The 24,756-nt window shown below is 69.6% G+C and carries 21 protein-coding genes and 1 other RNA gene; 10 read left to right on the plus strand and 12 right to left on the minus strand.

The features are described 5' to 3' along the window. Positions 1-55: 55 nt before the first annotated feature. A complete protein-coding gene (locus NLF94_RS00645) occupies positions 56-3,847 on the minus strand; it encodes an MMPL family transporter (protein ID WP_254839527.1) in 3,792 nt (1,263 codons plus the stop codon). A gap of 252 nt (positions 3,848-4,099) precedes the next feature. Then, positions 4,100-4,222: a DUF8595 family protein gene (locus NLF94_RS20755; RefSeq protein ID WP_256558671.1), complete on the minus strand. Its 123-nt coding sequence runs from the start codon at positions 4,220-4,222 to the stop codon at positions 4,100-4,102. A 306-nt stretch (positions 4,223-4,528) separates the two neighbouring features. On the opposite strand from NLF94_RS20755, the gene NLF94_RS00650 reads away from it, so the two are divergent. Together NLF94_RS00650 and NLF94_RS00655 are read left to right on the plus strand one after the other, a co-directional pair. Next, positions 4,529-4,879, plus strand: a complete 351-nt coding sequence (locus NLF94_RS00650) for a DUF8134 family protein (protein WP_254839528.1) — start codon at positions 4,529-4,531, stop codon at positions 4,877-4,879. An 86-nt stretch (positions 4,880-4,965) separates the two neighbouring features. Beyond that, entirely contained in the window at positions 4,966-6,708 is a 1,743-nt protein-coding gene (locus NLF94_RS00655) for a nitrite/sulfite reductase (RefSeq protein ID WP_254839529.1), read from the plus strand. 4 nt (positions 6,709-6,712) lie between these two features. Here NLF94_RS00655 and katG read toward each other — a convergent pair whose 3' ends face one another. Beyond that, positions 6,713-8,878, minus strand: coding sequence for a catalase/peroxidase HPI (gene katG, locus NLF94_RS00660; RefSeq protein ID WP_254839530.1), 2,166 nt, complete (start codon positions 8,876-8,878; stop codon positions 6,713-6,715). A gap of 363 nt (positions 8,879-9,241) precedes the next feature. Between katG and NLF94_RS00665 the strand changes: the two genes are divergently transcribed. Together NLF94_RS00665 and NLF94_RS00670 are read left to right on the plus strand one after the other, a co-directional pair. Next, entirely contained in the window at positions 9,242-10,351 is a 1,110-nt protein-coding gene (locus tag NLF94_RS00665; protein ID WP_254839531.1) for an aminopeptidase, read from the plus strand. Positions 10,352-10,777: 426 nt separating this feature from the next. Further along, positions 10,778-11,161 carry a hypothetical protein gene (locus tag NLF94_RS00670; RefSeq protein WP_254839532.1) on the plus strand — a complete coding sequence of 128 codons (384 nt, stop codon included), beginning with the start codon at positions 10,778-10,780 and terminating at the stop codon, positions 11,159-11,161. Between the two features lie 7 nt (positions 11,162-11,168). Here NLF94_RS00670 and NLF94_RS00675 read toward each other — a convergent pair whose 3' ends face one another. From NLF94_RS00675 to NLF94_RS00690, 4 genes are all read right to left on the minus strand, one after another. Then, positions 11,169-12,173 (minus strand): matrixin family metalloprotease, encoded by a 1,005-nt coding sequence (locus NLF94_RS00675; protein ID WP_254839533.1) that lies wholly within the window; start codon positions 12,171-12,173, stop codon positions 11,169-11,171. A 59-nt stretch (positions 12,174-12,232) separates the two neighbouring features. After that, positions 12,233-12,705, minus strand: an RNA gene (gene rnpB, locus NLF94_RS00680) — RNase P RNA component. 25 nt (positions 12,706-12,730) lie between these two features. Then, on the minus strand, positions 12,731-13,882 hold the full coding sequence (locus NLF94_RS00685) for a nicotinate phosphoribosyltransferase (RefSeq protein WP_254839534.1): 1,152 nt from the start codon (positions 13,880-13,882) through the stop codon (positions 12,731-12,733). 30 nt (positions 13,883-13,912) lie between these two features. Next, on the minus strand, positions 13,913-15,370 hold the full coding sequence (locus tag NLF94_RS00690; RefSeq protein WP_254839535.1) for an Hvo_1808 family surface protein: 1,458 nt from the start codon (positions 15,368-15,370) through the stop codon (positions 13,913-13,915). 259 nt (positions 15,371-15,629) lie between these two features. Between NLF94_RS00690 and NLF94_RS00695 the strand changes: the two genes are divergently transcribed. Further along, entirely contained in the window at positions 15,630-16,211 is a 582-nt protein-coding gene (locus NLF94_RS00695; RefSeq protein ID WP_254839536.1) for a cysteine hydrolase family protein, read from the plus strand. Between the two features lie 12 nt (positions 16,212-16,223). On the opposite strand, the gene NLF94_RS00700 is transcribed toward NLF94_RS00695, so the two are convergent. The 3 genes from NLF94_RS00700 to NLF94_RS00710 form a co-directional block, all read right to left on the minus strand. Further along, the gene (locus NLF94_RS00700; RefSeq protein ID WP_254839537.1) at positions 16,224-17,000 is read right to left on the minus strand and encodes a hypothetical protein; all 777 of its coding nucleotides are present in this window, start codon (positions 16,998-17,000) and stop codon (positions 16,224-16,226) included. Positions 17,001-17,091: 91 nt separating this feature from the next. Next, complete coding sequence (locus NLF94_RS00705; protein WP_254839538.1) at positions 17,092-17,886, minus strand: ABC transporter permease; 795 nt, start codon at positions 17,884-17,886, stop codon at positions 17,092-17,094. Continuing rightward, complete coding sequence (locus NLF94_RS00710) at positions 17,879-18,820, minus strand: ABC transporter ATP-binding protein (RefSeq protein ID WP_254839539.1); 942 nt, start codon at positions 18,818-18,820, stop codon at positions 17,879-17,881. Before NLF94_RS00710 ends, NLF94_RS00705 begins: the two co-directional genes overlap by 8 nt. Before the next feature lie 172 nt (positions 18,821-18,992). Here NLF94_RS00710 and NLF94_RS00715 point away from each other — a divergent pair, with 172 nt between their 5' ends. Next, positions 18,993-20,888 (plus strand): COG1361 S-layer family protein, encoded by a 1,896-nt coding sequence (locus tag NLF94_RS00715; protein ID WP_254839540.1) that lies wholly within the window; start codon positions 18,993-18,995, stop codon positions 20,886-20,888. A gap of 10 nt (positions 20,889-20,898) precedes the next feature. Here NLF94_RS00715 and NLF94_RS00720 read toward each other — a convergent pair whose 3' ends face one another. After that, a complete protein-coding gene (locus NLF94_RS00720) occupies positions 20,899-21,357 on the minus strand; it encodes a PaaI family thioesterase (RefSeq protein ID WP_254839541.1) in 459 nt (152 codons plus the stop codon). Between the two features lie 109 nt (positions 21,358-21,466). On the opposite strand from NLF94_RS00720, the gene NLF94_RS00725 reads away from it, so the two are divergent. The 3 genes from NLF94_RS00725 (at position 21,467) to NLF94_RS00735 (ending at position 23,340) form a co-directional block, all read left to right on the plus strand. Next, on the plus strand, positions 21,467-21,766 hold the full coding sequence (locus NLF94_RS00725; protein ID WP_254839542.1) for a WNWW family protein: 300 nt from the start codon (positions 21,467-21,469) through the stop codon (positions 21,764-21,766). Between the two features lie 51 nt (positions 21,767-21,817). After that, positions 21,818-22,000, plus strand: coding sequence for a DUF5786 family protein (locus NLF94_RS00730; protein ID WP_254839543.1), 183 nt, complete (start codon positions 21,818-21,820; stop codon positions 21,998-22,000). A gap of 86 nt (positions 22,001-22,086) precedes the next feature. Continuing rightward, a complete protein-coding gene (locus NLF94_RS00735; protein ID WP_254839544.1) occupies positions 22,087-23,340 on the plus strand; it encodes an MBL fold metallo-hydrolase in 1,254 nt (417 codons plus the stop codon). A gap of 21 nt (positions 23,341-23,361) precedes the next feature. Here NLF94_RS00735 and NLF94_RS00740 read toward each other — a convergent pair whose 3' ends face one another. Then, entirely contained in the window at positions 23,362-23,946 is a 585-nt protein-coding gene (locus tag NLF94_RS00740; protein ID WP_254839545.1) for a hypothetical protein, read from the minus strand. Positions 23,947-24,098: 152 nt separating this feature from the next. Here NLF94_RS00740 and NLF94_RS00745 point away from each other — a divergent pair, with 152 nt between their 5' ends. Next, the gene (locus NLF94_RS00745; protein ID WP_254839546.1) at positions 24,099-24,665 is read left to right on the plus strand and encodes a 5' nucleotidase, NT5C type; all 567 of its coding nucleotides are present in this window, start codon (positions 24,099-24,101) and stop codon (positions 24,663-24,665) included. Positions 24,666-24,756 lie beyond the last annotated feature (91 nt).

Genomic DNA, 24,756 nt, shown 5'->3' on the forward strand with positions numbered 1-24,756 from the left:
CGGACAGCGAGGGGAAAAACGTCCCGCCACCGGGAGCGACGAGCGCACGCACGCGTCAGTCGTCGTCGGCGTGGTCGCCACGGCCCGCGGCGCCGGCCGGCGCGCCGTTCCGGGCACGGTGGAACTGATCGAGGGTCGCCTGGCTGGCGCCGTCGGGCGCCGAGAGCCACTCGACGGCCGCCTCGTGTGAGAGCGGGCGACGCCGGTCGTCGCCGTCGGCACCGGGCGCCAGCAGGCCGTAGTCGTCCAGCCGTCCGAGGGCGGCCTCGACCGCCGGCGTCTCGAGGTCGGTCACGGCCGCGATGGCGTCCGGCGAGGCGCCGTCGAGCCACTGGAGGGCGACGAACACCGCGGCTTCGGTCTCCGAGAGACCCAGCCGCTCGTAGACCGCGATCCACTGGCCGTCCAGCGGGCCGCCGCCGCCGCTGCCGGCGGTCGGCGTCGCCGGACCCCTCGGTTCGTCGTCGAGGTACGACACCGTCCGGTCGGTCGACCCCGGCCGGACCGCCCGCGTCCAGATGACGAGCATACTCGGAAGCAGGAACACGCTCCCGAGGAAGGCGTAGACGATGGTGAGCCCGGTGATGATCCCGAACTGCTGCAGCGGCGGCAGGATCGAGAAGGCGAGCACGCCGAACCCGCCGACCGTCGTCGCCGCGCTCCCCAGGAGTGCGCCGCCGGTGCCGGTGACGCTCCGCGAGATGGCCTCCTGGAGGTCGCGGCCGCGCTTGCGCTCCAGCACGTACCGCTCGCTCATGTGGATGTTGTAAGCGATGCCGAGACCGACGGTGAGGCTCGTTATCGTGCCGGTCATCACGTTGAACGGGATGCCGAGGAGGTACATCGTCCCGAGGATCCACGTCACCGAGAGGACGATGGGCACGAGCGTGACGAAGCCGAGCGAGGCGCTCTCGTGGACGCGGCGATAGCCCGCCATGAGGAAGAGAAACACCGCGAGGATGGTGACGACCAGGCTCTGGACGACCGTCGTGAAGAGCTCCTCTTCGACGTCGCTGAAGACGACCAGTTGGCCGGTCGCGGTGGCCTCCAGGCCGTCGCCCTCCACACCACCGGCGACGGCGCGCATCTCCTCGGCGACCGCCCCGGAGGAGGCGTCCCCGCGGGCGGAAACGATCAGCTGGACCGCCTCGTAATCGCCCTCGTCGGTCCGGTGGACGACCGCCGCGGCGCGGTCCGGCGCCGTGGCGAACAGCCCGTCGTACAGCGCCTCGACGTTCCGGTCGGGGACGCCGTCGCCGTCGGTATCGGCGGCGACGAAGCTCTCGTTGAACGTCGCGTTCCTGGCGGCGACGGACTCCATCACCGAAAGCGGGCTCTCGATGTCGGCCGATCCGTCCGGCAGCCGCTGGACGGTGTCCTTTTCGGCCGCGGCGGCCTCCGCGTCCGCGACGCGTTCGAGGACGTCGTCGCGGGTCACGCTGCCCTCGATCAGTATCCGCCCCTTGGTGTCCTGTCTGACGAACCGGTCGTTGACGAGCGCCATGCTCGATTTCGCGGTGTACTCGCCGGGCGCGAACGGTTCCGGGAGTTCGTCCATCCACGCCGGCGGTTCCTCGGCGATGAAGTCGTCCTGATCGAAGGAGGTATCCAGCTGGACGGCCCCGTAGACGCCGCCGGAGGTCAAGAGCAGCGCGACGAGGACGACCCCCCACGGCGACGCCGCGGCCAGCCGACGGCCGCCGTCGAGGAACGACTCGAAGGCGCCGCCGTCGGTCCCGAACGCCCGTTTCCGTCGGTCGAAGCCGCGGGCCTCGAGGAACGAGTCGAGTTCGACCTTCAGCGCCGGGACGAACACCGTGAAGACGACCAGCGCGGCGAGGATGCCGAACGCGTTGACGATACCGAAGTCCCGGAGCGGGCCGATGGGGCTCGTGAGGTTCGACAGGAAGCCGATGACGGCCGTCGCGGTCACCCACAGGAGCGCGACGCCGACGCCCCCGAGGGCGACGTCCATCGCCACTCGGGAGCTTTCCTCCTCCGCTTCCTGTCGCCGCTCGCGGTGGCGCATGAAGACGTGTATCGCGTAGTCGATCCCCAGCCCGATCAGCAACACCGGGACCGAGATCATCACCTGATTGAACGCGATGCCGGTCCAGCCCATGAACCCGAACGTCAAGAGCAGGACCGTCAGGGTGCCGACCAGTCCCAGCAGGATGTCGAGGACGTCCCGGTAGGCGATCGTCAACACGACCGCGACGAACAGCAGCGCCATCGGCAGCACGATGAGGAGGCTGTCGACCATCGAACGGTTGATCTCCTCGGAGACGAGGCCCCCGCCGAAGACTACCCCGTCGTCGATTGCCGCGGTGGGGTCGTCGCCGGCGCTGCCGCCGTCGGCTCCGGTTCCGCCGGGGGTCGGCGTCGCCGTCGGTGTACCGCTCTGTGCGGCGGCGACGCCGGCGGGTGCACCCCGACTCTCTCGGGGACCGCCCGCCGACGAACCGTTCCCGTCCTCGAAGGTGTCCTCGACGATGGCCCGCATCGCAAGCTGGGCCTCGATGACCTCCTCGGAGACCTGCCCCTCGACCTCGTCGGGGGCCTTCGTCTCGTGGGTGACGAACAGCGTCCTCGCGTCGGTGCTGTTCGAGCCCGCCTCGTAGTCGGTCGGCAGGAAGACGTACGCGCCGCTGCCGCCGTCGCTCTCCCCGAGTATCGTCGCCAGAACGTCGTCGATCTCCGACTCGTTCATCGAGGCCAGTTGCGAGCGACGCTCCGAGAGGTTCAACTCCAGTTCCGCCAGCGCGTTCCGGCGCTCCCGTAGTTCCTCGGCGCGGGCTTCGAGCGTCTCGCCCTTCGCTTCGAGTGCTTCGGCGTCGGCTTCGAGCTCGTCGCGGCTCTCGTTGAGGCGGTCGGCCCGTTCCTGCAGGGCCGCGGCGTCGGCTTCGAGTTCGGCGCGGCTCTCGTTGAGGCGGTCGGCCCGTTCCTGCAGGGCCGCGGCGTCGGCTTCGAGTTGTGATTTGTTCTCTTGCAGCTGCCGACCGCGTTCCTCGAGCTCGTCGCGGCTCTCGTTGAGCTTCTCGCGGCGCTGTTCGAGCTCTTCGCGGCGCTGTTCGAGTTTCTCGCGGCGCTCTTCGGCCTCCGAGGGCGGTATCTCGAAGGAGCGAGCCTTCTCTTCGAGCTCCTCGGCGTCGGCTCGCAACTGCTCGGCGTCCGCTTTCAGCTCTTCGGCGTCGGCTCGGAGTTCGTCGCGGCTCTCGTTGAGGCGGTCGGCACGCGCTTGCAGTTTCTCGCCGCGCGCTTCGAGTTTCTCGCGGCTCTCGTTGAGACGGTCGGCCCGTTCTTGCAGTTTCTCGCCGCGCGCTTCGAGTTCGTCGCGGCTCTCGTTGAGGCGGTCGGCACGCGCTTGCAGTTTCTCGCCGCGCGCTTCGAGTTTCTCGCGGCTCTCGTTGAGCGATTCGGCACGAGCCTCGAGTTCCTCGGCGTCCGCCCGGATGTCCTCGCCGCGGTCGAGCCGGACGGCGGTCTCGGCGACGATTCCCGCGATGTCGTCGAAGGGGTCCGCGCCGAGCGTCGCGTTGACCGTCTCGTTCGCACGCAGGCGCTCCTGGAGCACGAGCGTCGCCAGCAGGCCCTCCTTCGAGAGGACGTCGTCGCCCTCGACGATTATCTGCGAGCCGGTGGTGTTCGCATCGGTGCCGAAGTTCTCGTCGACGTACGCCTGCGCTTCGGCGGCCTCCGAGTCGGTCTCGAACTGCTGGAGGGAGGCGGAGTCGTCGACCGCTGCCGCCCCCGACCCCACCAGCAGCGAGACCACGAGCATGACGGCTATGGTCTCCCGACTCCGCTCGACGACGACCGAACGCAGTCGCTCACCGAGGTCGGCCACTGTTCTCCCCGAGGATCGATCGAAACTGTGTCATATCCGTTCTTCAGAACCCGGACTGCCGGAGGGTCCTTCGAGCGCGACGTCCGGCAGGCGGGGTAGCCTCCAGTTGTACACTGCGTGGCGCTCCTGCAACCAAGAGTTACTCCCGGCTATGATAGGGGATTTAATAACCGACCGTCGCCCGACGGATTCGGGACTTCGAACGCCGGAAAACCGGTAGACAAGCCGCCGGCAGTCGCTCGCCGCGAGGCCTCAGTCCTCGCGCTCGTCCGACATGTGCTCCCACACCTCGGCGCAGCCACAGCCGTCCTCGACCCCGTCGAGGTGGCTGGTGTCGACATCGTCCTCGGAGTCGTCGTCCGTTCGTCGGCTCATCCTCTCTCCTCCTCGTACAGCTCGGGAGCGACGTCAGCCGACGTGTGCTGACGGGTCTCCTCCCGCTGTCGGTCACTCATCGTCCCCCCGTAGACCCTTCACTCGTTTAAGTGAACGCTCCGCTGTAAGGAATACCCTTGCTCGCGGTTTCCGGCGGTTGCTGCCCCTTTCTCCGACGGAGAAATAGCGAAAAACCCACCGAAGGCGGTCGATGGTACCGAACTCGGCCGTCAGGAAATCCCGTGACGGCCGGCAATCGGTGTTCGTTCCGACGACCTTACCCGCCCGGGCCGACTCCCCTCGGCCGTGACCACCTCGGTACACCAGCTCGACGACGGGGCGTGGCTCAGCGTCAACGACTCCCGGGTGGTGAACGTGAGCGACCTCTGGTGGCTCGCACGGCACGATTTCTGCGGCTGCGAGATGGCCGACTTCCTCGCGGAGGGGTTCGTCGAGGTGGGCGTCGACCCCCCGGACGTCGAGGGACGCATCGCGGGCCAGTGTATCGCCTGCGGCGAGAGCGGCGTCACCGACTGGCTGACGCTCGGCCGCGTCGTCGATCCCGAGCGTGGCGACTTCTACGCCGTCGACCCCACGAGCGTCCACGTCCCCGAACGTCGACGGCGTCTGGCACGGTCGAGCGACCGCTCGGAGTAACCGGCAACAATATCCGGGGGAGGGGAGACGCGGGGAGGCTTGACGAGACGGCCGGCCGTATATGCGGGGGGACCCAGGGGACGGACATGCCGAGCAAGGTCGAAGGCTGGAAGGACGAGGTCTACGGCGAGGAGATCCGTGACCACCTCTTCCGGTTCGCAGAGGAGGGATGGGATGCCATCCCCGACGACGAGCACGACGCCTGGTTCGAGCGGTTCAAGTGGTGGGGGCTGTACCACCAGCGGAAGGGCCAGGAGTCGTACTTCATGATGCGCATCGGGACGCCGAACGGACGCCTGACGCCCGAACAGCTCCGGGTCGTCGGCGAGATAGCCAACGAGTACGCGACCGGACCCGTCGACAACCCCGAGTTCGGGGACGCCTACTGCGACTGGACGACCCGGCAGTCCATCCAGCTCCACTGGATCCAGCTCCAGGACGTGCCGGACATCTTCGAGAAACTGGAGGCGCACGACCTCTCGACCATCCAGGCCTGTGGCGACTCGTGGCGCAACATCGTCGGCTCGCCGATGGCGGGCCGCGACGCCGACGAGCACATCGACGCCTGGCCGGTCATCGAGGACCTCCACGACACGTTCAAGGGCAACGAGGACCACGCCAACCTCCCCCGGAAGTGGAAGGTCGCCGTCACCGGCGACACTCGCGGTTCCGGGCAGGCCGAGATCAACGACCTCGGTTTCGAGCCCGCGACCAAGGACGGCCGGAAGGGCTTCAACGTGAAGGTCGGCGGCGGCCTCTCGCGGAAGGAGCCCCGCTTCGCCCGCGACATCGACGTCTTCGTCACGCCGGAGACCATCACCGACGTCGCCGGCGGCATCTCGGCGCTGTTCCGCGATCACGGCGACCGCGAGGACCGCTTCAACGCCCGCATCAAGTTCCTCGTCGACGAGTGGGGCACCGAGAAGCTCCGGCGCGTCCTCCAGGAGGAGTACGTCGACTTCGAACTCCCGACGGCCGGCGAGGACCTCCGCGAACAGTACACCTACAACGCCGGCCGGGCCGACGAGACCGGCGACTACGTCGGCGTCCACGAGCAGGTCGACGGCCAGAACTTCGTCGGGCTCTCGGTACTGGTCGGACGGATGGGCGCCGACGACGTCATCGAGTTGGCCGACCTCGCCGAGGAGTACGGCTCCGAACTCGTCGGCCTCACCCAGCGACAGAACGTCATCGTCGCCGACATCGCCGACGAGGACCTCGACGACTTCCTCGCCGAGGACCTGCTGGACGACTACTCGCCGGACCCCCACCCGTTCATGCGGGGCTCCATCGCCTGTACGGGCACCGAGTACTGCTCGCTGTCCATCGTCGAGACGAAGAACCGGATGGTCCGCTACGCCCGCTGGCTGAAGGACAACGTCGAGCTCCCCTCGGGCGTCTCGGACTTCCACATCCACCTGTCGGGCTGTACGGCCTCCTGTGCCCAGCCACAGATAGCCGACATCTCCCTGCGGGGGATGAAGACCCGCAAGGACGGCGAGCCGGTCGAGGCCTTCGACATCGGTCTCGGGGGCGGCCTCGGGGAGAACCCGCAGTTCGCCGACTGGGTCGAGATGCGCGTCGCCGCCGACGAGGTGCCGGGCTACGTCGAGAACCTGCTGGCCGTCTACGAGGAGGAACGAAAGGAGGGCGAGTCCTTCCGCGACTACATCGAGCGCCACGACGAAGAGGAATTGAACGGTCTCGCCGAGCCGGAGGAGACCTCCTACGAGGACCCGTATCTCGGCAACACGAAGATGACGTGGTACCCCTACGCCGAGGAGTCGGACATGGACGCCTCGCCGGCGCCCGCGGCGGCCGACGACTAGCCGGCTACTCGAGGTCGAAGCGGTCCAGCCGCATCACCTTGCTCCAGGCGTCGACGAAGTCCTCGACGAACTTCTCCTCGCCGTCGTCGGCGCCGTAGACGTCGGCGTAGGCGCGAAGCCGGGCGTTCGAGCCGAAGATGAGATCGAAGCGGGTGGCCTCCCACTCGACGTCGCCCGTCTCGCGGTCGCGGATCTCGAAGCGCTCTCCGTCCTCGTCGACGGCCTCCCACTCGTAATCCATGTCGAGCAGGTTCACGAAGAAGTCGTTGCTCAACGTGCCCGGTTCGTCGGTGAGGACGCCGCGGTCGGAGTCCCCGTAGGTCGCACCCAGCGCACGCATGCCGCCGACCAGCACCGTCATCTCGGGCACGGACAGGTTCAGCAGATGGGCCTTGTCGACCAGCCGATCCTCGTGGGTGCCGTTGAAGTCGTCGAACTCATCGGAGTCACCGAGGTAGTTCCGGAAGCCGTCGACCTTCGGTTCGAGCGGCTCGAAGGATTCGACGTCGGTCCGCTCCTGGGTGGCGTCCGTCCGCCCGGGTTCGAACGGGACCTCGACGTCGTGACCGGCCTCGGCGGCCGCCTCCTCGACGGCCGCGTTGCCGCCCAGGACGATGAGGTCGGCCAGCGAGACGCGCACGTCGTCGGAGCGCGACCCGTTGAACTCCTCTTGGATCCCTTCGAGGGTCCCCAGTACGGTCTCCAGTTCCTCGGGCTCGTTGACCTCCCAGCTCCGCTGCGGTTCGAGACGGATGCGGGCACCGTTGGCGCCGCCGCGCTTGTCGCTGTCGCGGTACGTCGACGCCGACGCCCACGCGGTCTTGGCCAGCTGGGAGACGGTCAACTCGGAGTCGAGAACCTCCGTTTTGAGTTCGGCGACCTCCGCCTCGCCGATGGGCTCGTAGTCCGCGTCGGGGAGCGGGTCCTGCCAGAGCATCTCCTCGTCGGGAACCTCAGGGCCGAGATAGCGCTCCGGCGGGCCCATGTCCCGGTGAAGGAGCTTGTACCACGCCCGCGCGAAGGCCTCCTGGAACGCCCCGGGGTTCTCCTGGAAGTGTTCCAGGACCTCCAGGTAGTCCTCGTCGTGCTTCAGGGCGACGTCCGTCGTCAGCATCATCGGCTGTTCGGACCCGCCGAACGCCTGGGCTGGCGGTGCCTTCTCGATGGCCTCGCGCTCCTCCTCGCTGGCGGGCTGCCACTGCCACGCGCCGCCGGGTCCCTTGTGGGGTTCCCACTCGTAGTCGAGCAGGTTGTCGACGTAGCCCATGTCCCACTGGATCGGGGTGTCGTTCCACGGTCCCTCGATGCCGCTGGTGATCATCCCGGCCTTCTCGAAGTCGTGCTGCCAGCCGAGGCCCTGTTCCTCGATGGGCGCCGCTTCGGGTTCGGGACCGACCTCCGTCTCGTCGTCGGCACCGTGGACCTTCCCGAAGGTGTGGCCGCCGGCGATCAACGCGACCGTCTCCTCGTCGTCCATCGCCATGCGCTCGAACTCGTTGCGGATGTTCTTCGCCGACCCCTCGAGGTCCGGTTCGCCGTACGGACCCTCCGGGTTCACGTAGATGAGTCCCATCACGGTGTTCGCCAGCGGGTCCTTGAGGTCGCCCACCTCCTCGTCGTGGAACCGCTCGGGCGAGGTCGTCTCGAACTCGGTTTCGGGACCCCACTCGGTGGCCTCGTTGGACTTGAACGCGTCGTCGCGGCCGCCGGCGAAGCCGAACGTCTCGAAGCCCATCGACTCCAGGGCGACGTTCCCGGCTAGGACGATCAGGTCGGCCCACGAGAGCCTGCGGCCGTGCTTCTGTTTGACCGGCTGGAGCAGGCGCCGCGCCTTGTCGAGGTTCACGTTGTCCGGCCAGCTGCTCTCCGGCGGGAGGCGCTGGAGACCGCCCGATGCGCCGGCGCGGCCGTCGAGGGTCCGGTACGTGCCGGCGCTGTGCCACGCCATCCGGATGAACAGCGGCCCGTAGTGGCCGTAGTCGGCCGGCCACCACTCCTGGGGCGTCGTCATCACCTCCTCGATGTCCGCCTTCACCTCCTCGAGGTCGAGTTTCTCGAACTCCTCCGCGTAATCGAAGTCCTCGCCGTACGGACCGAGGTCCGCGGCGTTGTCGTCCAGAACGTCAAGTCTCAGTAGATTCGGCCACCACTCCTGATTGGACCAGGGCATGGCCGTTGGATTGTCGCTTTCGAGTATTAAGCTTGTCCAATCCGTTAACGAAATCTTCAGTATAATCGAACTAATATTTTCGATATGTAAAAACACCTCGCGAGGAGTCCGAGTCCCGCGTTCCGTGCGGCCGTTCGACGCCCCGGTGTCCGGTGGCGTTCGTCGTTCACACGGCCGGACGCGTCCCTGGCGCGTGGACGACACCGACGCGGGGAGCCGCGCTTCCGTCGTACCGTTCGAGCGGGCGCGAGGCCGTTCGTGCGGCGGCGTCCGTTCCACCCGAAACGATGGGTCGCCCCCGCCTCACCCCCGTTTCACCTCGAATCCTCGGCTATAAATCGCGGCGCGGCGAACGAGCGTGGCATGGACGACCGCATACGCGAGCACGCCGAGGTGCTGGTCGACTGGAGCGCGCGCATCGAACCCGGCGACGACGTCGTCGTCGGCGTCGCCGAGGACGCCCACGACCTGGCGGTCGCAGTCGCCGAGAAACTCGGTGAGGTCGGCGCCAACGTCGTGACCACCTACGACTCCGGGGAGGTCTCGCGGGCCTACCTGCGGGCTCACGACGGCGAGTTCGAGGCCGGCGACCACGAACTGGCGATGGCGGAGGCGGCCGACGCCTTCCTCCGTCTCGGCGGCGGCCGGAACACGACGGCGACGGCCGATGTCGACAGCGACACGATGCAGGCCTACTCGCGGGCCCGCACCGACCTCCGGGAGGCCCGGATGGACACCGACTGGGTCTCGACCGTCCACCCCACGCGGAGCCTCGCTCAGCAGGCCAGCATGGCCTACGAGGAGTACCAGGAGTTCGTCTACGACGCCGTGTTGCGGGACTGGGAGTCACTCGCCGAGCGGATGGCCGAGATGAAGACCATCCTCGACGAGGGCAGCGAGGTCCGACTCGTCAAGGAGCGAGAGGACCAGCCGCCGACGGACGTTACCATGTCCGTCGAGGGCCGGACGGCAGTCAACTCCGCGGCGTCGGTCGCCTACGACTCCCACAATCTTCCATCCGGCGAAGTGTTCACCGCCCCCTACGACACCGCCGGCGAGGTGTTCTTCGACGTGCCGATGACCATCAACTCGAAACGCGTCCGGGGGGTCAGACTGGTCTTCGAGGACGGCGAGGTGGTCGAGTTCGCCGCCGAGCAGGGCGAAGACGAGATAGAGAGCGTCCTCGAAACCGACGACGGGGCCCGCCGACTGGGGGAACTCGGCATCGGGATGAACCGGGGCATCGACCGGTTCACCGACAACATCCTCTTCGACGAGAAGATGGGCGACACCGTCCACCTCGCCCTGGGCCGGGCCTACGACTCGAACCTCCCCGACGGCGAGGAGGGCAACCACTCGGCCGTCCACGTCGACATGATAACGGATGTCTCGGAGGCTTCCCGCATCGAGGTCGACGGCGAGGTGGTGCAGCGCGACGGTGTGTTCCGGTTCGAGGAAGAGTTCGAGGGGTAGTTTTCATGAACGTTTTCGGCGGCCGAGGGGAGCGAGGCCGCCGGAAAAGGTTCGCGCAGGTCGTCCAGCGCGACGGTGTGTTCCGGTTCGAGGACGGTTTCGAGGAGTAGCGTGGCCGAACGCAGTGAGGCCACGGATTGCGAGCGGGGAGCGGTAGCGACCCGCGAGCAGCAGCGCCGAGGGTAGCGAGACAACCAGACGTGGCAGTCTGTGCCGTGTTCGGGGGATAGGCACGGAAGGTCACCGATGACGCCCCCAGCGACGCCACAACCGATATATAATAAACCGGAATAAACTCCAACACTGAGGTCCAGTTGACCGACGAAACCGCAGTACGAAGGAATGTCAAATGAACTCAATTACTCGAAGTGCGGAATTTTTATATATAGTCCTCTGTACGTAGTGTGACAGACGCAGGTCGTCAGTATGCAACGGTTCCTACCCGGTGGCAGGCTCTTTCCCGTCCCCGACGCCGTCGAAACGCAGCGGAGAGTGAGTCGCGCGGCCCTGCAGGTCATCTCGACGGGGTCGACGATCCGGCGGGAGGGAATGGCGACCGCCCGGACGGTGGCACACGCCAACGTCGACGTGGCCGAACGGGTGGCCGGTTCGGACGTCTCGTGTGCCCACGAGGGCGTCGACGAGCGGTTCGACGGGGCCGAGGCCGTCTCGAACCGCATCGAGGACCGCTTTCTCAGCACGATGCTCTCGACGAGCCAGTTGACCGCACACTACGCGGAGACGTTCGACGACTCCATCGAACGGACGCTCCGGCCCGAGGACGCCGAACCGGCTCCAGAGGCCACGTAGCTGGCGTTCACTCCTGCCACCACTCGCTGCGGCGCTGTTCGTAACTGGCGTTCTCCCGAAGCGGTTCGGGGTAGTCGCTCTCGGCGTCGTGGCCGAAGCCGGCCCCGAGCCAGCGGCCGACGTGCCACCCGACCGCCGGCGTGTCGAGGTCGACGACGACGATGCGGAGCCCGGTGTACTGCTCCAGCGCGCCGTCGCCGTCGGGGTCCGATCCCGAGAGCGTCCCGCAGGAACCGGTGCCGCCCCGACAGTCGCTCTCGTCGGTCACCTCGACGACCACGTCGGCCTCGTCGGCGGACTCGACGCGGTAGAAGCGGATTCCCGAGGGGACGGTCCCGTCGGCGCCCTCGGCGAAGTAGCCCAGCGCCGCGCGGACCTGCCGGTCGGTCGCGTTCCGCTCGTCTGGTGGGACGTCCCCGTAGTCGGTGTAGACGGCGAGGCGCTCGGTCCGCCACGGGAGGGCCCGCTCGGTCGCGTTCGTCTCCGGTTGGGTGGTCAACTGGCTCTCGGCGCGCATCACCGACCCCGGCTCGTCGGCGTGGGTCAGCCCCAGCGTGTGGCCGAGTTCGTGTTCCAGGACCCGGACCGTCGACTCGTCGGAGAGGCCCGTCCGCACCTCGACGCCGACCGGACGGTCGACCTGTCCGTGCTCGGTGAGGACCGGCGCACAGCCGGCCGTGTTCTCGTCGGCGTGCGGACCGCAGTCGCCGACATCGCCGACGAACCGGACGTGGATGTCGGCCGACGCCTCCTCGTCGGCGACCCGGAAGGCGACGTCGTAGCCGGCGTACTGCTCGCTGTTGACGGTCCAGTAGGCCAGCGCCTCGCGGACCAGCGGCCCGTAGTCGCGGTCGTCGTCGCCTGCATAGCTCACGTTGAGGACCTCCGAGCGCCAGTGGTTGTCCGGGTCGCCCTCCCACTCGTCGCCGACGAGGCCGGTGTCGGCCAGGCCGGTACAGCCGGAGAGGACGACCAGAAGCGCCAGACCGAGGGCGGCGACCCGCGCGTCCATCACCGTAGCTAGGGGCCCGTAGCGCAGAAGACGGTTTCGGCCCTGTCAGGCGTCGAGTCGGCTGAGGATAGTAAGCCCCCTTCTGTTTCGACCCGGCATTCGGCTGAGCGCCCGCCGCGTCTCCGGGCTACCTGTGGCGGCGGGCTTGCACCGGTGAGGATTCGCCGTTCCATCCGTTCCCGCCCGTCGGCGGCGAGACCGCCCAGTTCACGGCTCGCACCGTTCACCATCAGGCGGCAAAGCCGCCCGACCCTCGGCGGGTTAGCTCCCTTCCCTCGCGGGTCGGTTCGCGCGCTCGCGGGCCGGATGGCCCGCGAGCGCCGAGGGGTGGGGTCGCCACCCCTCGCGCCTCATCGGTCGGGGCGGGGGGTCTCGTTTCTGTTCCAGCGCCAGCGGTCTCCCGCTCCGGGCTTGCGCCCGGTCACCTGCCCGGAGGGTGGGGGGACTTTCCTCATGCGCGCGCCCCTGGCGCGGAACGCCGAGACGGCGAAGCCGTCGAGGGCACGCCCACGGGAACCGGGCTTCCTCTGCCGACCGGAACTACGCCGGTCGGCCGGTTAAGCCGTTCGGTGCTCGGGGTTCCCGAAGCCGACGCGCCGGGCCTCGGCCGTCGCGCGCTCCCTGGCGGCCTCGAGGTCGAACTCCGCGACGAGTTCGCCGTCCCGGACGACCGGCTTCAGGAGCGACTCGCCCTCGGCGGGACCCTCCTCGTCGGCCAGCGCGACGTGGTGGCCGCCGTCCGGCGTCCGGTAGACCGACTTCTTGCCCGAGAGCTTCCCCCGCTTGGCGGCGGGTTCGCCCTCGACTTCGACGATGTCGAGCGCGAAGTCGACCGGGTCGGCGTTCGTCACGTAACTGCCGACGCCGAAGCCGTCGGCGACGTCGCGCAACTCGCGGATGGTCTCGGGCGTGATGCCGCCGCTGACGAAGACGTCGACGTCCTCGTGGCCGCGGCAGTCGAGTTTCCAGCGGGTCTCCCGGACGATGTGCCGGAAGTCGCCCCGACGGGAGCCCGTCGTGTCCAGTCGGACGCTGTCGAAGCCCATCTCGGCGGCCCGCAGCGCCTCGTCGGTCTCGTCGTCGTAGGTGTCACACAGCGCGATGCGGGGGACCGACTCGTCGACCGCCTCGTCGAAGGCCCGCCAGGCCTCCTCCTGGTTGCCGGGCCCGAAGCATATCATCAGCGCGTGCGGCATCGTCCCCGACGCCTCCCGGCCCATGAGGTCGCCGGCGGCGACGTGGGAGAACCCCTCGAAGCCGGCCACCATCGCGGTCCGGTCGACGACGCCGGCGATGGATGGGTGGACGTGGCGGGCGCCGAAACTGAGTATCGACGACTCGGGGGCGGCCCGGCGGGTCTCCAGCGCCGCCGTCGCCATCCCCGACGCCTGCGAGAGAAAGCCCAGAAGCGACGTTTCGAGCCGACAGAACTCCAGGTACGGACCCTCGATTCGCATCACCGGCCCGCCGTCGAAAAGCGTCCCCTCCGGCAGGGCGTCCACGTCGACGTCGCGGCCCTCGAACAGGCGGGCGGCGTCCGGCAGGCCCGCAAGCAGTTCGAAGGCGCCGGTGGCGAACTGGTCGGCGGTCACCTCGGCGACGACGTCGGGGTTGCGGCCGGCGTGCTCCAGGGCCTCCTCGGTCCGCAGGAAGTACGCGTCGGTCGCCCGTCCCTCGGCGATGGCTGACTCCGGGACGACATCGAACATACCGGTTCGTCGGCCGGGGCGTCGAAAAAGCTACGCCTTCGGCGCTGGCGCGTACACCGCGTCCAGCGCCCCGACGGTCGGCGCCTTCACCACCGTGAGGCTGGTGCCGTCCTGCCGGACCCACACCGCGCCGTCGAACGGGCCCGCCTCCCCGAAGGTCCAGACGACGCTCCCGTCGGCGAGGGTGCGCCGCTCGCCGCCCCAGTACTCGAGGATTCGCTCGTGACCCCGCTCGAACTCGGTGGCGTTGGCCCGGTCACGGAAGGTCACGTTCCAGACGTAGGCCGACTCGCCGCTCCGCTCGTAGGCGTGGAGGTGGTCGGCGTACCACCCCTCGGCGTAGCGGACGTCGTAGGTGAAGGGCCGCCGCGGGTCCAGACGGCCGTCCTCGAAGTTGAAGAACGCCGACCGCTCGACGACCGACCGGTTCGGCGCGTACTCGTCGTTCAGCGTGTAGGCGAACATCGACGCCAGCCCCGCCTGCCCGACGGTCGCGTACCCGGGCCCGCCCGCGGGGGTGACCCGCTCCCAGGACCGGTCGCTGCGGTCGGCGAGCGTCGCGTTGCCGTAGGCGTCGGTGTCGTACGTGGAGGGGTGGACGACCGCGGCGCTCGTCGTCGGTGGGTCGTCGTACATCGCGTCGACGGCGCCCCAGCCCCCCTGTCCCCGGTGGTACCGGACGAACGAGGGCCCCTCTGCGTACGGGAAGAAGCCGACGTAGTAGACGCCGAAGTGAAAGTCCGGGGGAACGCTGTTTTGCCCTGCCGCGCCGCCCGTGCCGGCGCCGACGCAGTCCCACTCGCCGGATGCACAGCGGCGCTCGTAGGCCCGCTGGACGACCATGGCGTCGCCCTCGACGAGACCGTTGCGCGCGTTGACCCCGTCGAGGGTGCGCCCGCGGAGAGAGCCGAGCCCGAACTGCTGGTCCTGAAGCGCGTGGTCGAGTTCGTGCGCCAGCGTGTACTCGTCGGCGAGCGTCGCTGGCGCCGACTCGCTGACGAGGACGATGTCGCCCGCCCCCGGCCGGTAGAAGCCCAGGACGTTGTCGCCGCGGTTGTCCCGCCGGACCTCGACGACGTCCTCGTCGGGACCGACCAGGAACAGCGCCTCGTACTTGGCGTTGTCCAGCGCCCGCTGGAGGCCGCTGACGTTCCCGACGGTGATACCGCCGTACTCCTCGCGGAACTCCTCGCGGGTGACGAGGTCGACCTCGACGTCCTCCCGGAACCGCAGCCCGCGGATCAACTGGACGCGGGCCATCGCCCTGGCGACGATTGCCTCCGTCTCGGCGTCGGTGAGTCCGTCCCCGGCGTCGACGTCGAAGCTGTCGTTGTGCCAGTAGCCGTCGTAGTAGCCGAGGTGATCCGACGGGTCCGCCGGCGGGTCGGCGGGCTCCGGGGCCGCGACGGACGGCTGGTAGCCGGCGGTACAGCCCGCGAGCACGAGGACGGCGACGAGGGCGACGGCGGCGACGGGGCGCGTCTCCATCATCGGGTCCGAAGGGATGGCTCCGGATAACGGTTGTTGGTCGCCTACGTTCGCGGCGGTCGGCCAGCACGCGTCCGGTCTCGGGGTTCCTCTCCTGACGGACCGAGGGCTTTCGGGGGAATAGCTGCACCGTCCGAGTCCACCACGTTCGCGGGCCCCCTGGAGGGGTCGAAGCGGCACGAACCGGGCGAGCGGTCCGAAACGGCTCGCCCTCCCGACACGCACAACGGTTTTGAGAATCCGAACCGAACCGTCGGACATGACGTTCGACCCGGACCGAACCGCCGTCGTCGTCGTGGACATGCAGAACGGCTTCTGTCACCCGGATGGGTCGCTGTACGCGCCGAACAGCGAGGCGGCCATCGAACCGTGTGCGGAGGCGGTCGCGGCGGCCCGCGAGGCCGGCGCCGCCGTCGTCTTCACCCGGGACGTCCACCCGCCGGAACAGTTCGACGATAACCACTACTACGACGAGTTCGACCGCTGGGGCGAACACGTCCTCGAGGGGTCCTGGGACGCCGAACTCGTCGAGGAACTGGACCCGCGCGAGGACGAACTGGTCGTCGAGAAGCACACCTACGACGCCTTCTACCGGACGGAACTGGACGGCTACCTCGACGCCCACGGCATCGACGACCTCCTCATCTGCGGGACGCTGGCGAACGTCTGCGTGCTGCACACCGCCGGCAGCGCGGGGCTCCGGGACTACCGGCCGGTCCTGCTGGAGGACGCCGTCGGCTGTATCGAGGAGTCCCACCGCGAGTACGCCCTGGAGCACGCCGACTGGCTGTTCGGCGAGGTGCGGCCGCTGGCGGACGTCGCGTTCGCCGGGGACCAGTAGTCGCCGTCGCTCTCAGCTCGACCGACAGTTCATATCGGGCGCCGTGATCGGGTCGACCGCCCCCCACGAGTGGAAGTTCAGGACGCCGGAGCCGGTCTCGACGCGGCGGACGTAGCCGGTCTCGGCGCTCACGTAGTAGGTCGCCGCGCCCTGGACGCCGTCGACGGCCCCCGATTCGAACTCGTAGACCAGCATCGTCTCGCCGTCTATCGTCGTCGTGCCCGACGGCTCGGCGTCGGGCAGCTCCTCGGAACTGGACTCGAACTCCTGGGGTTCGATCCCCTCGACGCCGAACTCCTGGCCGGGGTTCCGGAAGCACTGCCCGTCGGAGACGACGTAGAAGTCCCCGCCGACCCGATGGGTCTCGACGACCCCCTGGTCGGTCTCGAAGCGCCAGTAGAGGTCCGCGCCGTCGAACCGGGCGTCGAACTCGCCGGTCTGGCCGTTCTCTTGGAACGTCCCGCTCATCGCAAACGACTCCTCGAATCGGACCGCCTCGCGGAACCCCTGGCGGTCCCCGCCGTCCCCACCGGTCGCCGCGTCGGTATCGGTCGCCGTCTCGGCGTCGGCCGCGTCGTCGGTCGCCGTCTCGGCGCCCACGCCGCCGGCGTCCTCCTCCGTCGGCGTGCCGGCCCCCGCACCCGCGTCGTCGCCCCCATCCCCGTCGTCGCTACAGCCGGCGAGCGCGACGAGACCGGCCGCACAGCCGGTCAGAACGCGGCGACGCGTGGGTCCGTGGGCGGGCGGCGAACGCGCGCTACCGGAACCGACTTTGTCAATTCCCCTCATACACTTTCGACCCCGGGAGTCGACTTAACCGTTCCGGGCGTCCGGTAGCGGGGCTGTCCGGCTGGATTCGGCGGCGACGGTCCGGCGCGGGTCAGATGTCGCGGCGCTCGAAGTACTCCGCGCTCACGACGACGAGTGCGACGGCGTAGGCGACGAGGACGGCGATTCCGGCCCAGTCGACCTCGCCGGCGACGAGTATCTCCGTCGGGTCGAAGTACCGGGAGGGTGCCGGCGTCCCGAGCCACTCGTAGTCGGTGTCCAGCGTCAGGGCGTCGACGAGGTAGGTGGCGAACACCGCGCCGATGGCGGCCATCTGTGCACGGCGGGCGCCATCGGACGCCACCGACGCCACCAGTCCGATCGCCGCACAGGCCAGGAGGTACACCGACGACAGCCCGTGCAACAGGAGGAGGCGGCCGACGTCGATGGATTCGCCGAGGAGTCGGACCCCGAGGTACGTCCCGGCGAAGGTGATGGCGTTCACGGCGAGGACGGACGGGACGAACGCGAGGTACTTGCCGACGACGACGCGGGTCCGGGAGACGGGGTGGGTCAACACGAGGTCGATGGCGCCCGACTCGACCTCGCCGGCGACGGCGGAGGCGGCCGCGTAGGCGAAGTAGACCCCGAGGACGAGCATCCAGAGCCACTGGTACAGTTCGACGGCCAGGTAGCCCTCGATCCGCGTGAAGTCGGTGACGCCGCCGACGAAGGCGTTCTGTAGCTCCGGCGGGAAGCTCTCGATGTAGGTCTGGAAGTCGACGCCGGACTCCCGGATGGAGGGAAACAGCGCGAGGACGAGTCCAGCGAACGCGAGGACGGCCGCCGAGAGGTACAGCGTCGGCCGGACGCGCCGCCGGGCCTCGAAGCCCGCGATTTCAAACATCGGCGTCGGCCACCTCCGCCCGCTCGATGGCTTCCTCGCCCGAGAAGGCCTCGCCGCCGTAGAAGTGCATGAACACGTCCTCGAGCGAGGACTCCCGGATTTCGAGGTCCCGGACGGTGTACTCGGCCAGACCGTCGACGAGGGCGTCGTAGTTCCCGGTGACGACCAGGGTGTAGGTCCCGTCGTCCTCGCGGGTGATGCGGCCCACGCCGTCGAACGACAGGGCCTCGGTCGGCGGCGATTCGGCGAGGTCGACGCGGGCGACCTTGCCGCTCTTCTCGAGCAAATCGTCGATGGACTCGATGGTCACCAGTCGGCCGTCCCGGACGATACAGACCCGGTCGCAGACCCGCCGGACCTCCGGGAGGATGTGCGAGGAGAAGAGCACCGTGACGCCCCGGGCGCGCTCGGCTTCCAGCAGGTCGTAGAACTCCTGCTGGAGCAGCGGGTCGAGCCCGCTCGTCGGCTCGTCCATCACGAGGACGTCGGGTTCGTGCATGAACGCCTGCACGACGGCCAGTTTCTGGCGGTTCCCGCGGGAGTACTCCTTGACGGGCCGGTCGGCCGGAATCGGGAACCGTTCGAGTAGCTCCGCCCGCCGCGCGTCGCCCTTCAGGTCGGCGAAGTAGTCCAGCAGTCGCTCGCCGGTCAGTCGGTCGTAGAACGCGCCGTCGTCGGGGATGTAACCGAGGCGCCGCTTGACCGCCCGGAGCGCCCGGCGGTCCGTGACGTCGCTGCCGAAGAGCCGGCCGCCGCCTTCGGTCGGCGAGAGCAGCCCCAAAAGCGTGCGGATGGCGGTGCTCTTGCCGGCACCGTTCGGTCCGAGGAAGCCGAATATCTCGCCCTCCCGGACGGTAAAGGAGAGGTCCTCGACGCCGACGACGTCCCCGTAGTGCTTGGTGAGACCGTCGAGTTCGATCACTGGCTCGGCCACGACCGGACTACACCCCGTGCGGTCTTGAAGCTTGAGCGACCTCCCGGATTCCGGGAGTCGGCGCGACGCGCCCGGACCACCCATCGGAAACTGCCCGCTTTCGGCCGTTCCCAGCCGGTGGGAGTCGCACACCGCCTATAATCCGACGCGACCCCTCCCTACGAGGGATTCGATGCCGCGCGTCGCCCTCGCTCTCGCGTTCCTCCTCGTCGTGACGGTCGGCTGTGCGCCACCGGCCGCCGCCGCCGGCGCGACCCAGGCGACGGCACAGCCGACGTTCTCGGCCGTCGCCGCCGACCCCGTCCTGGAACCGGGCGGCGCGCGGTCGCTGACGGTCCAGATCGTCAACGAGCCTCCGGACCCGGCATACGAGGCGGCGACGGCTCGCGCGGTCCGCGTCGAACTCCGGTCGGGCGACGCCCCCGTCGACGTCACGTCGGGCCCGGTCGTCCTCGGCGACGTCCCGAACGAGGCGGTCCGCACGGCCACCTTCGAGTTGACAGTCCCGCGAGACGCCGACGCCGGCACGTACGACCTCCCGCTGCGGGTCGCCTACCGGTACAACGGGACGAGCGGGGTCGAACGCGAGGTGACGACCCGGACGGACGTCGAGGTGCGGGTCCCCGAACGCGCCCGTCTCGCGGTCGTCTCGGCCGAGACGACCGCGGCGGTCGGCGAGTCCGGGCCCGTCGAGGTCGTGGTCCGGAACCGCGGGACGACTCGCGCCCGGAACGCGACGGTGACGCTCGGTTCGGCCGACGCCGACCTCTCGTTCGGCGCCGGCGGCGCGACGACCTACGTCGGGAGCCTCGGTCCCGACGAGACGACGACCGTCGCCGTCCGGGGGACGGTCGCGCCCGACACCACGGTCAGGCGGCTGGCCGCCACCGCGACGATGACCTACGAGGACGCCGACGGCCTGACCCGCACCGACACCGCCACGTTCGGCCTGACGCCGCGGGCCCGCCGGACCGTCGTCGTCCGCGAAGTGAACTCCACCGTGCCCGTCGGCGGGTCCGGGACGGTCACGCTCCGCGTCGAACACGTCGGCGACGAACCGCTGCACGCCGCGACGGTCTCCCTCGCGTCGGCGGACCCCGACCTCGCCGTCGGCACGCCCGAGGCGCCGGCGACGAGCTACGTCGGCCGCTGGGCGCCCGGACGGGTCGAACGCGTCACCTACCGGGTCGGTGTCGCCGAGGGTGCCGTCGAGAAGCGCTACCCGCTCCGGGTCACCGTCGCCGGCGAGGACGAGGCCGGTCGCCAGCGGACGCCCCGGACCGTGCTGGCCGGCTTCGACCCGGCGCCCGAACAGACGTTCGACGTCCGCGTCGCCGAGAGTCGGCTCCGGTCCGGTGCGCCCGGTGAGATCGTACTCGACGTGACGAACGGCGGTCCGGCGCCCGCCGAGGACGTCGTCGTCGCCGTGCTGGTCGACGGGCCGAACGGGACGGCAGTCGCGGCCGAGCGGCCGGTCGAGGACCTCGCGCCGGGCGCGACCACGACCGTCCCAGTCGACGTCTCGTTCCCTCGCGGCGTCGGGGCTGGCCGCCAGCGCGTGCAGGTCGCGGTCCGGTACGACTCGCCCGCGACCGACGCCCGCGGCGTCGACCGGACGACGGCGACGGCCGAGGTGGAACCCTGGCGGCCCGCCTTCGCCGTCGAACCGGTCAACGCGACCGTCGCCGTCGACGGCGAGGGGCGACTCGAACTCACGACGACGAACGACCTCGGCGAACCCGTAACCGACCTGACGGTCACCGTCGCGCCGGCGGACCCGCTGTCCAGCGACGACCCGGCGGCCTTCGTCGGCGCCGTCGAGGCCGGCGGGACGGTCCGGACCGCCCACCACCTCGAGGCCTCCGAGAACGCCATCGCCGGCACCCGCCCGCTCTCGGTCACGGTCGCCTACACCGACGCCGATGGCGTCGCGCGCACGGCCGGGCCGTACCGCGTCCCCGTCTCCGTCCTCGACCCCCCTGGCACCGGACTCCCGATCGTCCCGGCACTGGCCGTGCTGGGGGTTCTCGTACTCGCGGGCGTCTGGTGGTATCGCCGCCGCGAGTGACATCCCGGCGTCAGGAGGAGAACAGCCGGTAGGCCCCCTGTCCGACGGCGACGGGTTTCTCCTCGCCGTCCGGCGTCTCGCTCACCACCTCGACGTAGGAGACGCCGACGCTGCTGCCGGCGCGGATGACCTCCGCGGTCGCCGTCAGGTCGCCCGCGGCGGGCCGGAGGTAGTTGACGTTGAGGTTGATCGTTGCGATGTCGTCCTCGATGGGGTCCCCGAGGTACGGCCGCAGCGCGATGCCGCCGACCACGTCGATGAGCGTCGAGGCGACGCCGCCCTGGACCGTCGGCGGGTCCGTCGGGTTCGTCAGTTTCTCGTCGAACGGGATGGTGGCGACCAGGTGCCCGGCGTCGAACTCCTCGACGGTGAACCCGAGCCACGAGAGGAACGCGTGTTCGTTCTCCAGGTACTCCTGCAACATGGCGACGGCCTCTTCGGGGACGTCGTGCGGTTCGACATCGGTCATGGCGTTGGCTGGCGGGGCCGCGGGCTTGTAGCCACCGGTCGGCGGGTGGCGTCGTTCGACGCCCGAGGCGACCCCGAGGCTCAAGACCCCGGAGTACGTACCCCGGCGGGTGAGCGACGCGGACGAACGGCTCGAGGAGTTCGACGCCGCGGCGCTGTCGGCGGGTCTGGAGACGTTCGGCGGCGACGAGGCCGAGCGTCGTGCGGTCGCCCGCCACGCCCGCGACCTCGCGGACAGCGGCCGCTACGAGGACGATGCCGGCGTCGAACTCACGCCCGAGCACGTCGTCGTCCAGTTGGCCGACGCGCCGGAGGGGTCGCCCGCCGACCGGTGGAACTGGTGGGTGGGCGCCCTCGAGTTCGCCTACGGCGGCTACGCCGAGTTCCAGCTCAGACGCTGGCAGGAGTGAGTCCCCGGCGACCCCCGTGCTTTTCCGTCCCGAGCCACTCGTTTCACCCGTATGGGCTTCGGGAGCTACGACGAGTCCGAGCAGAAAGACCAGAACGTCGACACGGACGACGACGGCGCCGTCAACGTCCACGAGAAGGACCACGACGGGGACGTGGAGTTCGAGTTCGACGAGACCGAGGAGTCGCTCATCGACCGCCTCGAAGAGATGAAGGGCGGCGACGACGAGGACTGACGCCCGACAGATTCTCCGCGAGCAGCCGGGTAGCCGCAGGTATCGAACCGACGAAGGGAAACCGTCCGGGCCACTATCCGACGGCAGTGAACCTGCAGTTCCTCGGCGGCGCCCGCGAGGTCGGCCGCAGCGCAGTCCTCGTCGACGACTCGCTACTGTTGGACTTCGGGCTCAAGACCGCCGACCCCCCGCAGTACCCCGTCGCCTTCGGCGGCCACGGGAGTGCCGCCCCCGACGCCGTCGTCGTCAGTCACGGCCACCTCGACCACGCCGGCGCCGTGCCGGCGCTGCTGTCCGGTGACGCCCGCCCGCCCGTCCACTGGACGCCGCCGACCCGCGAACTGGCGCTGACGCTGGCCCGCGACACGCTGAAACTCCACGGCGGGACGCCGCGGTGTCCCTTCACCGAGGAGGACGTCCGCCGGGTGACCGAGGTCTCCGAGACCCACGGCTACCGCGACCCGTTCGAGGCGGCGGGCTACTGCGTCGAGTTCTTCGACGCCGGCCACGTCCCCGGTAGCGCACACGTCCTCGTCGACGATGGGGACACCACCCTCCTGTACACCGGCGACTTCCACGCCGGCGGCCGCGGACAGCGCCTGGTCGCGCCCTCGACGGCCCGCCCCGACGCCGACGTCGTCGTCACGGAGTCGACCTACGCGGACGTCACCCACGAGCCCCGCGCGGCCGTCGAGGAGCGGTTCGTCGACAGCGTCCGGACGACGCTGTGGGAGGGCGGGACCGTCGTCGTCCCCGCCTTCGCCATCGGCCGGACCCAGGAGATGATGCTCGTCTGTGCGGCCCACGACATCGACTGCTACGTCGACGGAATGGGCGTCGAGGTGACCCGGATGCTCCGCCGCCACCCGGAGTACCTTCGGGACGGCGACGCCTTCGCCCGCGCGGTCTCGAACGCCCGGGTCGTCGACGGCCGCGACGGCCAGCGCCGGCGCATCGCCGACCAGTCGACCGTCATCATCACGACCGCCGGGATGCTCTCGGGCGGCCCGGCGATGACGTACGTCCCCGAGATTCACGCCAACCCGGTCAACAAGCTCTGCTTCTCGGGCTACCAGGTCGAGGGCACCCCCGGCCGGGCGGTGCTGGAGACCGGCAGCGCCGAAATCGGCGACCGACACCTCCGCGTGAGCGCGACCGTCGAGGCCTACGACTTCTCCGCCCACGCCGACCGGGAGGGGCTGTTCGAGTTTCTCGACGCCTACCGGAACACCCCCATCCTCGTCAACCACGGCGACTCCTGTGAGTGGTTCGCCGGCGAACTCGACGCGAGGGGCCACGACGCCCGGGCGCCCGAACTGGGCGAGACGGTCGAGGTCTGAGGCGTCGGGCGGTCGTCGGCGTCAGGCGGCCCGCTCGTCCGCGAGAAATGCCCCCGACAGATAGGCGGACCCGCCACCGGACAGGGCCGTCCCGACCCACATCGTGACCGGACCGAGCAGCCCGCTTCCCGACACGGCTCCCGAACCGACGTTGACACCGAGGAGCAGAAGCGTCCCGAACAACAGCGCGAGGAGGGCGGCGAACCCGGCCGTCGCGCCGAGGACGGCCGTGACCGTCGCCGAGGCGGTCGACGACTCCGGATACAGTCCCGCGACGACCCCCGACAGCACCGCGAGCAGCGGGGCCAGCGCGACCGGCTGGTAGAACGAGTTGACGACGAGCTGTTCCGGCGACGGCCCGAACCCGACGATCACCCCGCTCGCCGAACCGCCGGCCCCACCGCCGACTTCCGCGACGAGGTACTGTATCACGGCCGGCAGGCCGAACGCGAGACCGACGAGACCGAACAACAGGACGTTGTACGCGACGAATCGCCCCCGCTGCGTCGACCCGAGCACCGCTGCGGCCCGCTCCCAGGGGAACGTCGGATCCCACTCTTCTCCCGCCTCGGAAGCGGACTCCTCGTCCGGCGGACCTGCGCTCATACGTGCGGACGTGTCTGACAGAAAGAAAAAACCTTCCGACTCCTCGGGCGCAGACGGCCAGTTTCACGTCGCAGCCGGCGGTTTCGAGCTGGGGACGCCCCCTGGCGAACGCGACGGAGCAGTTTAACCGGCCGCGACCCCAACGTCCAGCAATGACCGACCGTCCGCTCGCTCCCGATTCGACGCTGCTCGTCGACCTGGACGGCGTCGTCGCCGAGAACCTCTCGCGGCTCTGTACCTACCTCGAGGAGGCCTACGACCACGATGTCGAGCCGGCCGACATCGACGACTGGGCCTACGACGTGCCCGGCATCGACGGCCACGTCGGGACGGTCATCTCCGAGCTGATGACCGACCATCCGGAGTGGTACTTCGGGGGGATGGACCCCCGACCGGGGGCGGCCGACGCTCTCGGCGCGCTCGCCGAGGCGTACCGCGTCGAGATAGCGACCCACCGGCTGCCCGACACCCACGACATATCGAAGACCTGGCTCGCCGAACACGGAATCCCCTACGACGAGTTCCACGAGTCCGTCCCCGCCGACAAGGGCACACTCGCCGGCGACGCCCTGCTCGACGACTACCACGGCAACGTCGCCGACGCGCTGTCGGCCGGCAAGACCGGACTGCTGATGCGCCGGCCCTACAGCGACCCCGCGGCCTGCGAGGGCGCCCACGTCGTCGACTCGTGGGCCGATGTCGTCGACCTGCTGCTGTGAGCGGGGCCGGGGGCCGAGTTCCGCTCCGAGGGACGACCACCCGGGGTACCGGCCGAACCGCCCGAGTATACTAGCCATAACAATGTGTCGC

This window comes from Natronomonas marina (genome assembly GCF_024298905.1).
Lineage (GTDB): Archaea > Halobacteriota > Halobacteria > Halobacteriales > Haloarculaceae > Natronomonas > Natronomonas marina.

Bases quoted from the DNA above. Each gene is read 5' to 3' on its own strand.
- NLF94_RS20755 (WP_256558671.1), bottom strand. From the start codon at position 4,222: ATGAGCCGACGAACGGACGACGACTCCGAGGACGATGTCGACACCAGC.
- NLF94_RS00655 (WP_254839529.1), top strand. From the start codon at position 4,966: ATGCCGAGCAAGGTCGAAGGCTGGAAGGACGAGGTCTACGGCGAGGAG.
- katG (WP_254839530.1), bottom strand. From the start codon at position 8,878: ATGCCCTGGTCCAATCAGGAGTGGTGGCCGAATCTACTGAGACTTGAC.
- NLF94_RS00665 (WP_254839531.1), top strand. From the start codon at position 9,242: ATGGACGACCGCATACGCGAGCACGCCGAGGTGCTGGTCGACTGGAGC.
- NLF94_RS00670 (WP_254839532.1), top strand. From the start codon at position 10,778: ATGCAACGGTTCCTACCCGGTGGCAGGCTCTTTCCCGTCCCCGACGCC.
- NLF94_RS00675 (WP_254839533.1), bottom strand. From the start codon at position 12,173: ATGGACGCGCGGGTCGCCGCCCTCGGTCTGGCGCTTCTGGTCGTCCTC.
- NLF94_RS00685 (WP_254839534.1), bottom strand. From the start codon at position 13,882: ATGTTCGATGTCGTCCCGGAGTCAGCCATCGCCGAGGGACGGGCGACC.
- NLF94_RS00690 (WP_254839535.1), bottom strand. From the start codon at position 15,370: ATGGAGACGCGCCCCGTCGCCGCCGTCGCCCTCGTCGCCGTCCTCGTG.
- NLF94_RS00695 (WP_254839536.1), top strand. From the start codon at position 15,630: ATGACGTTCGACCCGGACCGAACCGCCGTCGTCGTCGTGGACATGCAG.
- NLF94_RS00700 (WP_254839537.1), bottom strand. From the start codon at position 17,000: ATGAGGGGAATTGACAAAGTCGGTTCCGGTAGCGCGCGTTCGCCGCCC.
- NLF94_RS00705 (WP_254839538.1), bottom strand. From the start codon at position 17,886: ATGTTTGAAATCGCGGGCTTCGAGGCCCGGCGGCGCGTCCGGCCGACG.
- NLF94_RS00715 (WP_254839540.1), top strand. From the start codon at position 18,993: ATGCCGCGCGTCGCCCTCGCTCTCGCGTTCCTCCTCGTCGTGACGGTC.
- NLF94_RS00720 (WP_254839541.1), bottom strand. From the start codon at position 21,357: ATGACCGATGTCGAACCGCACGACGTCCCCGAAGAGGCCGTCGCCATG.
- NLF94_RS00730 (WP_254839543.1), top strand. From the start codon at position 21,818: ATGGGCTTCGGGAGCTACGACGAGTCCGAGCAGAAAGACCAGAACGTC.
- NLF94_RS00740 (WP_254839545.1), bottom strand. From the start codon at position 23,946: ATGAGCGCAGGTCCGCCGGACGAGGAGTCCGCTTCCGAGGCGGGAGAA.
- NLF94_RS00745 (WP_254839546.1), top strand. From the start codon at position 24,099: ATGACCGACCGTCCGCTCGCTCCCGATTCGACGCTGCTCGTCGACCTG.